The sequence below is a fragment of the Candidatus Dormiibacterota bacterium genome, assembly GCA_035544955.1.
Taxonomy (GTDB): domain Bacteria; phylum Chloroflexota; class Dormibacteria; order CF-121; family CF-121; genus CF-13.
In genome coordinates, this window is sequence record DASZZN010000018.1 from 81,888 (window position 1) to 94,623 (window position 12,736).

Genomic DNA, 12,736 nt, shown 5'->3' on the forward strand with positions numbered 1-12,736 from the left:
TGCCGATGATAGCAATGGCCGAAACGCTTACCATCTCGACGAAGGGAATGCAGTACCGCGCGTTCGGACGGACCGGGATGAAGGTCTCGGTGCTCGGGCTGGGCTGCGGGGGATTTGGCGGCGTTGGGTCGGCGCCGGAACTGTTCGGGAAGGGGGAGGACAAGGCGACCGCCTTTGCCTTGATGGACCGCGCCTGGGATGCCGGCATCAACTATTTCGACACGGCCGACAGCTACGGAGGTGGGGTCTCGGAGACGATCATCGGCGCCTGGTTGACGGAGCGCAAGGTGCGGGACCGCCTGGTGCTCTCCACCAAGGTCTTCTACGCAATCGCCGAGGGCCCCAACGACCGGAGTCTCTCACGACGCCACATCATGCAGGCGGTCGAAGGCAGCCTCCGTCGGCTCCAGACCGACTACCTCGACCTGTACGTCATCATGGAGCCTGACCCCGCCACGCCCGTCGAGGAGACGCTGCAGACGATGAACGACCTGATGCACGCGGGAAAGGTGCGGCATGTGGGCGCTAGCAACATCACGGCCGCGCAACTACGCGAGTCGCTGGCCGCCAGCGACCGGTTGGGCGTGCATCGGTACCAATCGGTGCAGAACGGCTATAGCCTGCTGGAACGCGCCATCGAGGCCGAGGTCCTGCCGCTTGCGATCAACGAGCGGATGGCCGTCACACCCTACAGTCCGACGTCCGGCGGCCTGCTGACCGGCAAATATCGGTTTGGGGAGCGGCCACCAGCGGGGTCGCGCGTCGACCTTCGACCGCAGCCCTACGGGAACCTGATGACCGCTGGCAACTTCAAGGCGATCGACGCCCTGCGCGCTGCCGCCGCAGAGCGCGGCCTGGACACCGGAACGCTGGCTCTGGCCTGGGTCCTCAGCCACCCGGCGGTCACGTCGGCGCTGATCGGCCCGCGCACGGTCGACCAGTTCCGGCCGTGGCTCGAGGCCGTCGACGTGCATCTGACGAGCGACGGGCGCGAGGCGCTGGTCTCACGGATGGAGGCGGCGGCCTAATGGAGGTTCTGGTCCTCAATGGCGAGCAGGTCGCGCAGCTGATGCCGATGCCGGAATGCATCAAGGTGATGCGCGACGCCCTCGCGGCGCTGGCCCGAGGAGAGGCGCTGGTTCCATTGCGGACGGTGATGCGCGTGCCCGGGGTCAGTGGCTTTCTTGGCTTGATGCCCGGTTACATCTCGCCGCGCGAGGGACAGGAAGGCGCGCTCGGCCTGAAGGCCGTGTCCGTCTTCCCCGGCAATGCCAGCCGCGGCATCGATACCCACCAGGGCGCGGTGCTCCTCTTTGAAGCGGACACCGGACGCCTGTCCGCGCTGCTGGACGGAGCGGCCATAACCGCCATCCGCACGGCGGCGGTGTCGGGTGTGGCGACTGACGTGCTCGCCCGGCCTGACGCCAGCGAGCTGGCGGTCCTGGGCGCCGGCGTGCAGGCACGAACCCACATCGAAGCGATCGCCGCCGTCCGGCCGCTCCGTCGCGTCCGCATCTGGAGCCGCAACCCGGAACACGCCGCCGCCCTGGCATCGGAGCTACGCCGGCGCTTCGGGTTCCCGATCGAGGCCGCGCCAAGCGCCGAAGCAGCGGTCCGTGAGGCCGATCTCGTGGCAACCGTAACCGCAAGCCCCCAACCGATCCTCAAGCGCGAGTGGCTCAAGGAGGGCGTTCACATCAACGCGGTCGGATCCTCGATACCGACCTCGCGCGAGATCGACACCGCCACCATGGTGGCCTCGCGCCTATTCGTGGACCGTCGCGAGTCGGCGCTTGCGGAGGCCGGTGACCTGCTGATCGCGATGCGCGAGGATGCAGTCACGGCTGACCACGTGCAGGCCGAGCTGGGCGAGGTCATCATCGGCAAGAACCCGGGCCGCCGGTCGCCCCGCGAGCTGACGCTGTTCAAATCGCTCGGGCTCGCGGTAGAAGATGTCGCCTCCGCCGCCTATCTGGTTCGCCGGGCGCGTGAAACGGGGACCGGTCAGAAGGTACACATGTGAAGGCGACCGGGTTGGACATCGACGAAATCCGCCGCGCACGGCCGGTGGTGGCCCAGGCCGGCATCCGCACCCCGCTGGTACGGCTCAACGTCTGGGATGCGCCTGCTGAGATCTATCTCAAGCTGGAGAACCTGCAGCCGATCGGGTCCTTCAAGATCCGCGGTGCCGCCAACGCGATGAGCGCGAGGTCGAAGGCGGAGCTCGCCAAGGGCGTCCTGGTCGCGAGCGCCGGCAACATGGCGCAGGGGGCCGCGTGGAACGCGCGCCGGCTCGGCATTCCGTGCACGGTGATCGCGCCCGACTACGCGCCGGACACCAAGGTACAGGCGATCGAGCGGCTCGGCGGCCGCGTGATCAAGGTCCCCTTCGACCGCTGGTGGCAGACCTTTACCGATCGAAGTTATCCCGGAATCGATGCCGTCTTCATTCACTCCTTCGATGACGATCACGTGATGGCCGGCAACGGCACCATCGGCCTCGAGCTGCTCGATGACCTTCCCGAGGTTGATACGGTCCTGATTCCGTGGGGCGGCGGCGGGCTAGCGGGCGGCATTGCCACCGCGCTTCGCGCGCTCAAGCCATCGGTCCGCATCTACGCGGTGGAAGCCGAGACCGGCGCGCCGCTCAGGGCATCGCTGAAGGCCGGCTCGCCGCAGGTGGTCGATTACCAGCCGTCGTTCGTCGACGGCATCGGCAGCAAGACGGTGTTCCCGAACATGCTGGCTATGGCACGGGAGCTACTCGACGGCTCGTTCACGACGAGCCTCGATGAGATCGCGGCGGCCCTGCGCCTGATGGCGGAACGCAATCGGGTGATTGCCGAGGGAGCCGGCGCCGTCGCCCTCGCGGTGGCGTTATCGGGGAATGCGGGGAAGGGGCGCATCGCCTGCATCGTTTCGGGCGGCAACATCGACCTGCCCAAGCTGACCAAGATCCTGGGCGAGCACTGACGTTGGCGGAGCTGACCGGCCGCGTTGCTCTGGTTACCGGCGGGGGCCGCGGCATCGGCCGCGAGGCTGCCCTAGCCCTGGCATCGGCCGGCGCGGATGTCGCGGTAGCGGCTCGCTCCGGCAATGAGCTGGCCGACACCGTGGCGGCGATCCGTGCCACGGGGCGGCATGGCGAGCCGTTCGTCTGCGACGTCACCGATCGGGCGCAGGTGGACGCGATGTTCGCCCAGGTCAAAAGCACGCTCGGCGAACCGTTGATCCTCGTGAACAACGCCGGAATCGCGGGCAGCGCCAAGCTCACCGATACCACCGACGAGATGTGGGATCGGATGCTGCGGGTCAACGCGACGGGTGCCTTCTACTGCACGCGAGCGGCGCTGCCCATGATGCTCCAGGCGAAGTGGGGGAGGATCGTCAACATCGCCTCGATCGCCGCCAAAGTGGGTGCGCCCTACATCGCGGCCTATGCCGCCTCGAAGCATGCGCTGCTGGGCCTGACCCGCGCGGTGGCGGCGGAGGTCGCCACTCGAGGGATCACCGTCAACGCGGTCTGCCCTGGCTACGTCGATACCAAGATGACCGATGCCTCAACGGCGAACATCTCGAAGCTGACCGGGCGCACCGAACAGGATGCCCGAAAAATCCTCGAAGGGTTCAGCCCTCAGGGACGTCTGATGACCGTCAAGGAAGTGGCCGCCTTTACGGCCTACCTCTGCTCGGAAGCGGCCCGGGGCGTCAACGGCCAGGGCATCGTCATCGATGGGGGCGCCGTGCAGGGATGACGGACAGGGAGCGCTTGTCCGGCGAGGCGACCGCGATGGCCCGGAAACTCGCGCCGGTCGCTGCCTCTGGGGAGGAGGGACGGGTCAATCGGCGCCTTATCCACGACCTGGCAGAGGGAGGATTGTTGCCGCGGCTGTTTCCGCAACGTGCCGGCGGGACGCGCGAGGGCGACGTTTCCGCCATCGATCTCTGCGTCGTTCGCGAGGCACTGGCCCGGGAATCGACTGCGTCCGAGAACGCCATTGCAATTCAGACCCTGGGCGCCTATCCCATCGTGCTGGCCGGCTCCGAGGAGCAAGCCGGACGGTACGCGGCACCGGTGGCGCGCGGCGAGGCCGTCGCCGCCTTCGCGCTGACCGAGCCTGAGGCCGGGACCGACGCCGGAGCGCTTGCGCTGCGTGCGGAGCGTGACGACAAAGGCTATCGGCTGTCAGGCACCAAGGTTTTCATCTCGAACGCGCCGGATGCGGACGTCTACACGATCTTTGCCAGGACCACGCCCGGGGCGGGAACGAAGGGGATCACGGCCTTCATCGTGAATGGCGACGCGAAGGGGCTGAGTGGATCCACGCTTCACCTGCTCTCGGCCCACCCGATCGGCCGGCTCGAGCTGGATGGCGTGTTCGTGTCGGAGCAGCAGGTCCTGGGCGAGGTCGACCGGGGCTTCAAGCTGGCGATGCGGACCCTCGACTTATTCCGGCCGAGCGTGGGTGCTTCCGCCATCGGGATGGCGCAGGCCGCACTCGACGCCGCCGTCGGGCATGCCTCCACCAGGCAGGCCTTTGGGCGAGCCATCAAAGAGTTCCAGGCCGTTTCCCATCAACTCGCCGAGATGGCCACCCGCCTCGAGGCGGCCCGGGCACTGGTGTACTCGGCCGCGGAGGCGTATGACCGAGGAGACCAGCATGTGGCGCGGCGCTCGGCCATGGCGAAGCTATTTGCCACCGAGACCGCGCAGCAGGTGATCGACGTCGCGATCCAGGTGCATGGCGCGGTCGCCCTCGAACGTGGGCACCTGCTCGAACACCTCTACCGTGAAGTCCGCGCACCTCGCATCTACGAGGGGACGTCGGAGATCCAGCGGGAGATCATCGCCCGGGACCTCTTTCGAGCCCGCAGCGAACCGCGCGTCACTTAAACGCCGATCGCGCAGGGGCAGGGCCAGGTAACCGACGCGTTTCGGATGACGATGCGGGAGTTGCCGTCGGCGTCCACCGCGATGAGGTCGCTGTTGTCGCCCGAAGGACTGGTCACGCCAATCATGATGTCGTTCGAATTTGGGCGGGCAAGCATTGTGACCGCCACCCCGGGACGACGCCAGACCACCTTCTGGTCCGACCAGGTCGCGACCTGGACTTCGGCAGATCCTCCAGTTCCGACGTCGACGACGATCCGAGTTCCGTCCGAGCTGAAGCCACGAACGCTCCCTTGCAGGGTCGCTACGGATTTGCCCGTGGGGACCTCCCGAATAGTGGCGGTGCCATTGAAGATGCCGTTTTCGGCGACATAACGTGCGTCGGGAGATGCGGCGACCAGCACCCAGTCGCCTCGCGGCCCCGTCTCTAACTGGCCTCCAAGGTTGCCGAGCGGATAATCACGTTCGAACTCGATGGCGCCGGTCGTAAGGTTTACAACCTGGATCTCGGCCGTGATCAGGTAGCGGTTTGCACCAGGGGGCCAGTGGGGAGACAGCCCTCCGGCGACGATTGCCCGGTTGTTCTTGAGGGAGCACGCCGCGACTCCGGGTTGCGATCCTGGTTTGCCAACAGCGGCGACAATCCGGCCAGTCTCGCCTGGGGCACCGACCCACAGTGAGGCTTTGCCGGCGTCGGGGCCACTCCCAGGCGGAAAGACGATGCCGCAGAAGTGCTGGCCATCGTCAGCCCAGGTTCCTAAACCATAGGAGCTTGCGTCGGCGTCCAGTGCTCCGAGAGTGTGACCACGCCAGTCCTCAACCACGATGCGATCAGTTGACCGGAAGAACCTGGAGCCGTCAGGCGAAGGTATGCCGAAACCCTGTGCGGATACCGATCCTCGAACCTTGCCGGACCAATCCATTTCGAGCATCCGCGGCGCGTTCGGATCCTGCATGTAAATGAGGTCGCCCGGAGGGGCAGCCGGCCCGGGTGAGTGAGTTGCGGACGCCGCGGATGGCGTGACATGGGCCAAAGCCTGCGGCTGGCAGGCGGCCAGAGCGAGCGCGATCAAGAGTATGGCCTGTCGCATGATCGATTGAAGGTCGGAGCCGCCCAGAAATTACGGAGCGAGACAGTAGCCGGAAGGAGGAACCCACGCGACCCGTTATTCGTAGATGGGACGTCTCTCGACCGTTGCAGCTCGGTGGCCGAGGCTGATCTACGGGCTGCTTCCTCTCGCTGTGGTGGGCCTGGTCGTTGCGCTGGGTGCTCCGCCGAGCGCGCCCGTTCATCCGCATCTCTCGAAACAGTCCGTCATCGACGCGGGACTCCAGGGATACGACCACAAGGTGTTTTCCCGGGTGGAGGCAAAGCTGATGTACCGTCGCGATTTGCAGCGCGCCGATCCGGAATTAGGCGGCGGCAACCGTGACGAGCTCATCTGGGTGGTCGCGGTCTCAGGAAACTACGGACTGTCGCCCAGCTTCGGCTGTTGCTCCGTGCCACGTGACTACCCTGGCTACAACACCTGGGGACTGGCCATCTTCGTTGATGGTCCCGGGGCGGCACATGCCAATGAGTTCGAGGTTTCATATCATGGCGACTGGCCGCCTTTCTTCGATCGGTTACCCGATCTCGCCACGGCCTAGTCTCGAGCGGCCATGCTGTAACCCCTGTCCGAAGAAACCGAGATAGGGTTCGACTTCGGCGGGCAGTTGGGGTAACGTCCAAGGCGTCGCGTCAAGGCGCTTGGGGTTGTGGAGGAGGCATTCTGATGAGGCGACTTTTGGCGATCGCCAGTGTGCTCGTTGTTTCCGTATTCACGACGGCTTCGGCTACGGCTTCGCGGCAGGGTCCGGCGATTGCCAACCTCACTGGGACCCAGGAGGTCATTACGACCGGGACGTCGACGCCGGGAACCTCGCTGGCGAGCGGCCTCGCTACGTTCCGGCTCAGTGAAGACGGGCAGGCCCTTCGGTATCGCCTGAGCGTCTCCCACTTGACCGGGGCCTTCGCGGCGCACATCCACCTGAACGGCGCCGGGGTCAATGGTCCAGTGGTTGTCTTCCTTTTCAATTCCGCCCAGCCAACAGGCGAAGTGAATGGTCTCCTCTCACAGGGGACGATCCGGGCTACCGACTTCGTCGGCCCATTGTTCGGCCATCCATTTTCAGAGCTCCTTACGGATATCCGCAACGGTGACGCGTACGTCAACGTCCATACGCTGCCCAACCACCCGGGCGGCGAGATCCGCGGACGGGTGCTTGCAAACGCCGGCGAAGACGGTGGCTTCGCCGCGCACCTGACCGGAACGCAAGAAGTCATCACGACCAGCACGTCCGCACCGGGGACGTCCCTGGCAACTGGTATGGCGACCTTCCAGCTCAGTGAAGATGGGCACGCGCTCCGCTACCGCTTGACGGTGTCCCACCTGACCGGGGCCTTCGCGGCGCACATCCACCTCAACGGCGCCGGGGTCAACGGGCCCGTCGTGGTCCCCCTCTTCAATTCGGCTGTGCCGACGGGCGAGGTCAACGGCCTGCTCTCACAGGGGACCATCACTGCAGCTAGCCTGGTGGGGCCGCTCTTTGGCCATCCGTTCTCGGAGCTCCTGACCGACATTCGCAGCGGCGATGCCTACGTCAACGTGCATACCCTGCCCAGCCATCCGGGCGGTGAGATCCGAGGGCAAGTGGTTTCGGGAGACGAAGGGTTCAAGGCGTCGCTCACGGGCACTGGCGAGGTCATCACCAGCGGCTCGTCGACACCGGGCACCTCGCTGGCCACCGGACACGCCATCTTCTGGATGGACGAAAACGGACGTGCCGTGCATTTCCGGCTGGAGGTCCACAACATCACCGGTGTCTTCGCATCGCACATCCACCTGAACGGTTCCGGCGTGAACGGTCCGGTTGTCGTTTTCCTCTTTAGCTCGGCCACGCCAACCGGAACGGTCAACGGTCTCCTGTCGCAGGGCACGTTTACGGCTGCGGACTTTAAGGGACCGCTCGCCGGCCATCCACTCGCAGAGCTCCTTACCGATATCCGAAGCGGTGACGCGTACGTGAACGTCCACACGCTGCCGAATCACCCGGGTGGCGAGATCCGTGGCCAGATCATCATGCGGGCGGATCAAGAGGGCGACTAGTCGATCGACGCATGGAGAGGGCTTGCGCTCGAGGCAAGCCCTCTTCTCGCTCGCAGATGTCGCTGCTCGCCGACGGCGTAGGCCTCGCGTAGCCACTGGCTGACCCGATCGTCGAGTTGATCCGGCGTTTCGATCCGGAACTGGTGGACATGGTTTCCGGGCGAGATCGTCTGGATGGCGCGAAAGCGCGGGTCTTCCAAGCGGCGGGCGAGGACCACGTGGCCGTCGAGCCACCGTCGCTTGAGCATCACGGCCGCGAAGCTCATTCGAACCTGGAACGCAATCCGGGTCTTTTCCGGGACAACGGTCACCGGCCCGCAGCTTCGCACCATCGTCGCGAAGCGTCGGTAGAGCGCGACCACCTCGGGCGATTTCCCGGCGAGATGCTCGGTCAAGGTACGGCGAGCGCAAGTGTGCGATTGATTGCGGTTGGCGAAGCGTCGACCGCAGCGCGGACACCGCCAGAGCGACCGCATGGACGGGCTCAGGCGGTGACGGCGATCCCAATCAGCTCGACCATGGCCTTGGGATCGAAGAGCCGGCGGACCTCGAGTAGCGCCATCGCCGGGTAGTGGCGGCCGAAATGCCGCCGATAGGCTTGCCCGATTTCCTTCGACTGGCGCCGGTATTCGTCGACGTCCGTCACGAAGATCTGCAGGCTGACCAGGTCCTTCGGACGAGCGCCGGCCCCCTCCAGGGCCAGCACGACGTTGCCGGCGGCCACGTCGAATTGCTCGGCCATCGTGCCGGCCACGAGACTCCCGTCGGGCCGCTGTGCTGTCTGCCCAGCCAGGTAGACGGTGCGGCCGGTCTGGGCTACCACCGCGTGAGAGAAACCCATCGGAGGCGGGAGGGTTTCCGGATTGCGGATCTCGTGGGGGCTCTCTATCGGCCGGTCCAATTCGGTTGCCGCCCTTCGCGGAATGCCGCGTAAAACTCCGCATGGTCGACGCTCTTCATCAGCAGCGCCTGGGTCATGCTGTCCAGCTCGAGCGCGGCGCCGAGGTTCATGTCCAGTTGTTTCGAGATCAGCATCTTGGTCGCGGCGTAGGCCAGCGCCGGGCCTTGCGCGAGCCTCCGGGCCACCTCGGTCGTGGCCGCGCTGAGCTCGCTATCGTCCACCACGGCGTTGGCGAGCCCGACGGCGAGGGCCCGGTCGGCGGTCACCTGCTCGCCGAGTAAGAGCAGCTCGCTGGCGCGGCCCAGGCCGATCAACCGCGGGAGCAGGTAGGCGGAGCCCATGTCGCCACCCGATAGCCCGACTCTCGTAAACAGAAACGAGAACGTGGCCGAGCGGGCGAGGAGGCGAAGGTCGGCGGCGAGCGCGATCACCGCGCCGGCCCCGGCCGCGACCCCGTTGACCGAGGCGATGATCGGAAGCGGGCAGTCGCGCATTCGCTGGGTGACGGTTCCGGTCATGCGGGTGAAGGCCAGTAAGTCGCGCGGATCCAGCTTCTGGAGCTCGCCGATGATCTCGGTGACGTCGCCACCGGAGCTGAAACCGCGGCCCGTGCCGGTGATGACCAGCACCCGGACGTCCTCGCGCTGCGGGAGATCGGTCAGCAGGTCGCGGAGATCCGCATAGACCTCGAAGGTCAGAGCATTCAGTTTCTGCGGACGGTCGAAGGTGAGCGTGGCGATCCCGTCGTCGACGGCGAAGCCGAAGTGGTTCCACGATTGTGGCGGGGCCGCCGACCCACGGAACGCTGTCATCCGCAAAAACTTATCATCTCCTCCGAAGGAGCGACGGATACATGAACATCGGGGTCGGCCTGCCGACCTCCACGTCGGGAATCGGCGCCGAGCTCCTCTTCGAGTGGGCGAAGCGGGCGGACGCCGGTCCGTTCAGCACTCTGGGGGTGGTGGACCGCGTCGCCTACCAGAACTACGAGCCCTTCACCGCGCTGGCGGCAGCGGCTGCGGTAACCAGTCGAGTCCGGCTGGCCACCATGGTCGCGATCGCGCCGCTTCGTAATACGGCCATCCTCGCCAAGCAGGCCGCCTCGCTGGATGCGCTCTCGGGTGGGCGGCTCACCCTTGGCCTGGCGGTTGGTGCCCGCGGCGAGGATTACGCGGCCTCCGGCATCGACAGCCGCGGACGTGGTCGCCGCTTTGGCGAGCAGTTGGAAGCCATCCGCGACATCTGGGAAGAGGGGAAGATCGGGCCAACGCCGAAGGCGCCCGGTCCCCGCATGCTGGTCGGCGGTTCCAGCGGCGAGGCGTTGGCCCGGATGGCGCGCTACGGAGATGGTTACATGCATGGAGGCGGACCGCCACGCGCTTTTGCCGGCGCCGCAGCCAAAGCGCTTACCGCCTGGTCCGATCTGGGCCGGCCGGGAAAGCCTCAGTTGTGGGGGATGGGTTATTTCGCGCTCGGCGATGGGACCGTGCAGGCCGGCGCCGAGTATCTCCGGCATTACTACGCCTTCACGGGACCGTTTGCCGAGAAGATCGCGGCGGGAAACCTGACATCGCCCGGCGCCATCGCCGACTTCATCCGGGGTTACGAAGACGCGGGCTGCGATGAGCTGGTGCTGTTCCCCACGGTGTTCAACCTCGAGCAGATCGAGCGCCTGGCCGAGGTGATCCGCTAGCGGTGCGCTACGCCGTTCTCGGCGGCGGACCCTCAGGACTTTACTTCGCGCTGCTGGCGAAAAAGGCCAACCCGAGCGACGAGGTCCTGGTGGTGGAGCGCAATCCACCCGACGCCACCTTCGGGTGGGGAGTGGTCTTTTCCGAGGAAACGCTTGGAGCGCTACGGGATGCCGACTACGAGACCTATACCGAGATCGGCGAGAACTTCGCTCGCTGGAATGCGATTGATATCTATTACCAGGACACGAAGGTCCGTTCACGCGGGCATGTCTTTACCGGGATCTCGCGCAAGGTGCTGCTCAATATCCTTCAGCGGCGCTGCCGGGCGCTCGGGGTACGGCTCGAGTTCGAGCACGAGGTCCGCGATCTCGGCGAGTTCGAGGGCGCCGATCTCATCGTCGGCGCGGATGGCATCAATGGCCTCGTTCGCCGGACCTACGCGGAGTTCTTCAAGGCACAACTTGCCGTGCATCCGACGAAATACGTGTGGTTTGGAAGCGATCTTCCGCTCGACGCCTTCACCTTCATCTTCCGTCGCAACCATCACGGCCTGTTCCAGGTCCACGCCTATCCCTTCGATGCCCGCACCTGCACCTTCATCGTGGAGTGCCCGGAGGAAGCCTGGCGCCGTGCCGGCCTGGAATCGGCGAGTGAGGCCGACAGCATCGCCTACTGCGAAGCCCTTTTCCAACCGGAGCTCCATGGGCGGCGTCTGATGTCGAACCGCTCGCTCTGGGTCAACTTCGCCACGCTGCGCCAGGAAAGCTGGCACCACGGCAACGTCGTGCTGCTCGGTGACGCCGCCCACACCGCTCACTTTTCTATCGGGTCCGGCACCAAGCTGGCGATGGAGGACAGCATTGCGCTGGTTGATGCGTTGCGCCGGCATCGCGACCCCGCCGCGGCCCTCAACGACTACGAGATGGAGCGCCAGCCGGTGGTCGAGCGGTTCCAGGAGGCCGCGCTCGAAAGTTCCAGCTATTTCGAGCATGTCTCGCGCTATACGCGCTTCGACCCACGGCAGTTCGCCTTCAACCTGCTGACTCGTAGTCGGCGGATTACCTACATCAACCTGACACAGCGCGACCCGGAGCTGGTGCGCACCGTGGATTCCTGGTTCGCCGCCGCCGCGAGCGGGTCGCCAGACGGTGCTTTCCGGCTGAGCCCGCCCCCAATGTTCACACCGTTCCGCATCGGAGAACTGACCATCCCCAATCGTGTGGCGGTCGCCGCGGGGTCGGACCTCGAGGCAGCCGCTCGCCTGGGGGCGGGCCTGGTGATCACCGAGTTCGTGAGCGTGACCGAGGACGGCCGCATCACACCTGAGACGCCGCTGATCGACCGGGCCCAGCAGGACAATCTGCGATCGGCGGTCGAGCGGATACACCAGGCCGGTAGTCGCGTAGCGCTACAGCTCGGTCATGCCGGCCGCCGGGGCTCGATGCGGCCACGCTCGCAGGGTGTCGACCGGCCGCTACGTCACGGCGGGTGGCGACTGATGGCGGCCTCGCCCATCGCGTACACGCCTCACGCTGCGCTGCCGAAGGCGATGACGGGGCGCGACATCGAACATGTGGTGAAGGTCTTCGCCCTAGCGGCAAAGGTGGCAGCCGGCTGCGGTCTCGATGCATTGGAGCTGAACTTCGCGCAGGGATATCTCGTCGCCGGGTTCATCTCGCCGCTCACCAATCGGCGCAGCGACGAATACGGCGGTTCGCTCGAGAACCGCATGCGCTTTCCCATCCAGGTCCTCGACGCGGTCCGCGTGGCCTGGGAGCGCCCGCTTTTGATACGGATCTCAGCCAGCGACTGGGCCGATGGCGGGTTGACCCCGGATGAATCGGTTGAAATCGGTGCGATGCTGAAAGCCCATGGTGGCGACCTGGTCCACGCGGTGATGGGTCAAACCGTCTGGGAGAGCCGCCCCGACTACCGGCGCCTCTTCGCGGTCCCGGCCAGCGACCGCATCCGAAACGAGGCGGGCATCCCGACGATCGCTTCCGGCAACATCACGACCGCCGATGACGTCAACACCATTCTGGCAGCCGGTCGCGCCGACCTCTGCGTCCTGGAGCTGTCGGCTTCCGGGTAACGTCGATCG

General features: G+C 66.1%; 13 protein-coding genes. 9 read left to right on the forward strand and 4 right to left on the reverse strand.

What is annotated here, in order from left to right:
* Positions 1 to 14: 14 nt before the first annotated feature.
* The 5 genes from VHK65_07410 to VHK65_07430 are packed head-to-tail and all read left to right on the forward strand — an operon-like array spanning position 15 to position 4,894.
* A complete protein-coding gene (locus tag VHK65_07410) occupies positions 15 to 1,028 on the forward strand; it encodes an aldo/keto reductase (GenBank protein ID HVS05979.1) in 1,014 nt (337 codons plus the stop codon).
* On the forward strand, positions 1,028 to 2,023 hold the full coding sequence (locus VHK65_07415) for an ornithine cyclodeaminase family protein (protein HVS05980.1): 996 nt from the start codon (positions 1,028 to 1,030) through the stop codon (positions 2,021 to 2,023). The genes VHK65_07410 and VHK65_07415 overlap by 1 nt, the downstream gene beginning before the upstream one ends.
* Positions 2,020 to 2,973 (forward strand): pyridoxal-phosphate dependent enzyme, encoded by a 954-nt coding sequence (locus tag VHK65_07420; GenBank protein HVS05981.1) that lies wholly within the window; start codon positions 2,020 to 2,022, stop codon positions 2,971 to 2,973. Before VHK65_07415 ends, VHK65_07420 begins: the two co-directional genes overlap by 4 nt.
* Before the next feature lie 2 nt (positions 2,974 to 2,975).
* Entirely contained in the window at positions 2,976 to 3,755 is a 780-nt protein-coding gene (locus VHK65_07425) for an SDR family NAD(P)-dependent oxidoreductase (GenBank protein HVS05982.1), read from the forward strand.
* 35 nt (positions 3,756 to 3,790) lie between these two features.
* Positions 3,791 to 4,894 (forward strand): acyl-CoA dehydrogenase family protein, encoded by a 1,104-nt coding sequence (locus VHK65_07430; protein ID HVS05983.1) that lies wholly within the window; start codon positions 3,791 to 3,793, stop codon positions 4,892 to 4,894.
* On the opposite strand, the gene VHK65_07435 is transcribed toward VHK65_07430, so the two are convergent.
* Complete coding sequence (locus VHK65_07435; GenBank protein HVS05984.1) at positions 4,891 to 5,982, reverse strand: hypothetical protein; 1,092 nt, start codon at positions 5,980 to 5,982, stop codon at positions 4,891 to 4,893. The two genes, VHK65_07430 and VHK65_07435, sit on opposite strands and share 4 nt — an antisense overlap.
* A gap of 85 nt (positions 5,983 to 6,067) precedes the next feature.
* Between VHK65_07435 and VHK65_07440 the strand changes: the two genes are divergently transcribed.
* Both VHK65_07440 and VHK65_07445 read left to right on the forward strand, forming a co-directional pair.
* On the forward strand, positions 6,068 to 6,541 hold the full coding sequence (locus tag VHK65_07440) for a hypothetical protein (GenBank protein ID HVS05985.1): 474 nt from the start codon (positions 6,068 to 6,070) through the stop codon (positions 6,539 to 6,541).
* 125 nt (positions 6,542 to 6,666) lie between these two features.
* Entirely contained in the window at positions 6,667 to 8,040 is a 1,374-nt protein-coding gene (locus tag VHK65_07445) for a CHRD domain-containing protein (protein ID HVS05986.1), read from the forward strand.
* Here the strand turns inward: VHK65_07445 and VHK65_07450 are convergent.
* From VHK65_07450 to VHK65_07460, 3 genes are all read right to left on the reverse strand, one after another.
* Entirely contained in the window at positions 8,037 to 8,435 is a 399-nt protein-coding gene (locus tag VHK65_07450) for a DUF5655 domain-containing protein (GenBank protein HVS05987.1), read from the reverse strand. The two genes, VHK65_07445 and VHK65_07450, sit on opposite strands and share 4 nt — an antisense overlap.
* Positions 8,436 to 8,524: 89 nt before the next feature.
* Positions 8,525 to 8,863 (reverse strand): RidA family protein, encoded by a 339-nt coding sequence (locus VHK65_07455; protein HVS05988.1) that lies wholly within the window; start codon positions 8,861 to 8,863, stop codon positions 8,525 to 8,527.
* A 62-nt stretch (positions 8,864 to 8,925) separates the two neighbouring features.
* The gene (locus VHK65_07460) at positions 8,926 to 9,753 is read right to left on the reverse strand and encodes an enoyl-CoA hydratase family protein (GenBank protein HVS05989.1); all 828 of its coding nucleotides are present in this window, start codon (positions 9,751 to 9,753) and stop codon (positions 8,926 to 8,928) included.
* A gap of 41 nt (positions 9,754 to 9,794) precedes the next feature.
* On the opposite strand from VHK65_07460, the gene VHK65_07465 reads away from it, so the two are divergent.
* The gene (locus tag VHK65_07465) at positions 9,795 to 10,634 is read left to right on the forward strand and encodes an LLM class flavin-dependent oxidoreductase (GenBank protein ID HVS05990.1); all 840 of its coding nucleotides are present in this window, start codon (positions 9,795 to 9,797) and stop codon (positions 10,632 to 10,634) included.
* Positions 10,635 to 10,636: 2 nt separating this feature from the next.
* Positions 10,637 to 12,727, forward strand: coding sequence for an FAD-dependent monooxygenase (locus tag VHK65_07470; protein HVS05991.1), 2,091 nt, complete (start codon positions 10,637 to 10,639; stop codon positions 12,725 to 12,727).
* Positions 12,728 to 12,736 lie beyond the last annotated feature (9 nt).

Excerpts from the sequence above, each read along its gene's own strand:
- VHK65_07410 (HVS05979.1), top strand. The coding sequence starts at position 15 with ATGGCCGAAACGCTTACCATCTCGACGAAGGGAATGCAGTACCGCGCG.
- VHK65_07415 (HVS05980.1), top strand. The coding sequence starts at position 1,028 with ATGGAGGTTCTGGTCCTCAATGGCGAGCAGGTCGCGCAGCTGATGCCG.
- VHK65_07430 (HVS05983.1), top strand. The coding sequence starts at position 3,791 with ATGGCCCGGAAACTCGCGCCGGTCGCTGCCTCTGGGGAGGAGGGACGG.
- VHK65_07435 (HVS05984.1), bottom strand. The coding sequence starts at position 5,982 with ATGCGACAGGCCATACTCTTGATCGCGCTCGCTCTGGCCGCCTGCCAG.
- VHK65_07440 (HVS05985.1), top strand. The coding sequence starts at position 6,068 with ATGGGACGTCTCTCGACCGTTGCAGCTCGGTGGCCGAGGCTGATCTAC.
- VHK65_07445 (HVS05986.1), top strand. The coding sequence starts at position 6,667 with ATGAGGCGACTTTTGGCGATCGCCAGTGTGCTCGTTGTTTCCGTATTC.
- VHK65_07460 (HVS05989.1), bottom strand. The coding sequence starts at position 9,753 with ATGACAGCGTTCCGTGGGTCGGCGGCCCCGCCACAATCGTGGAACCAC.
- VHK65_07465 (HVS05990.1), top strand. The coding sequence starts at position 9,795 with ATGAACATCGGGGTCGGCCTGCCGACCTCCACGTCGGGAATCGGCGCC.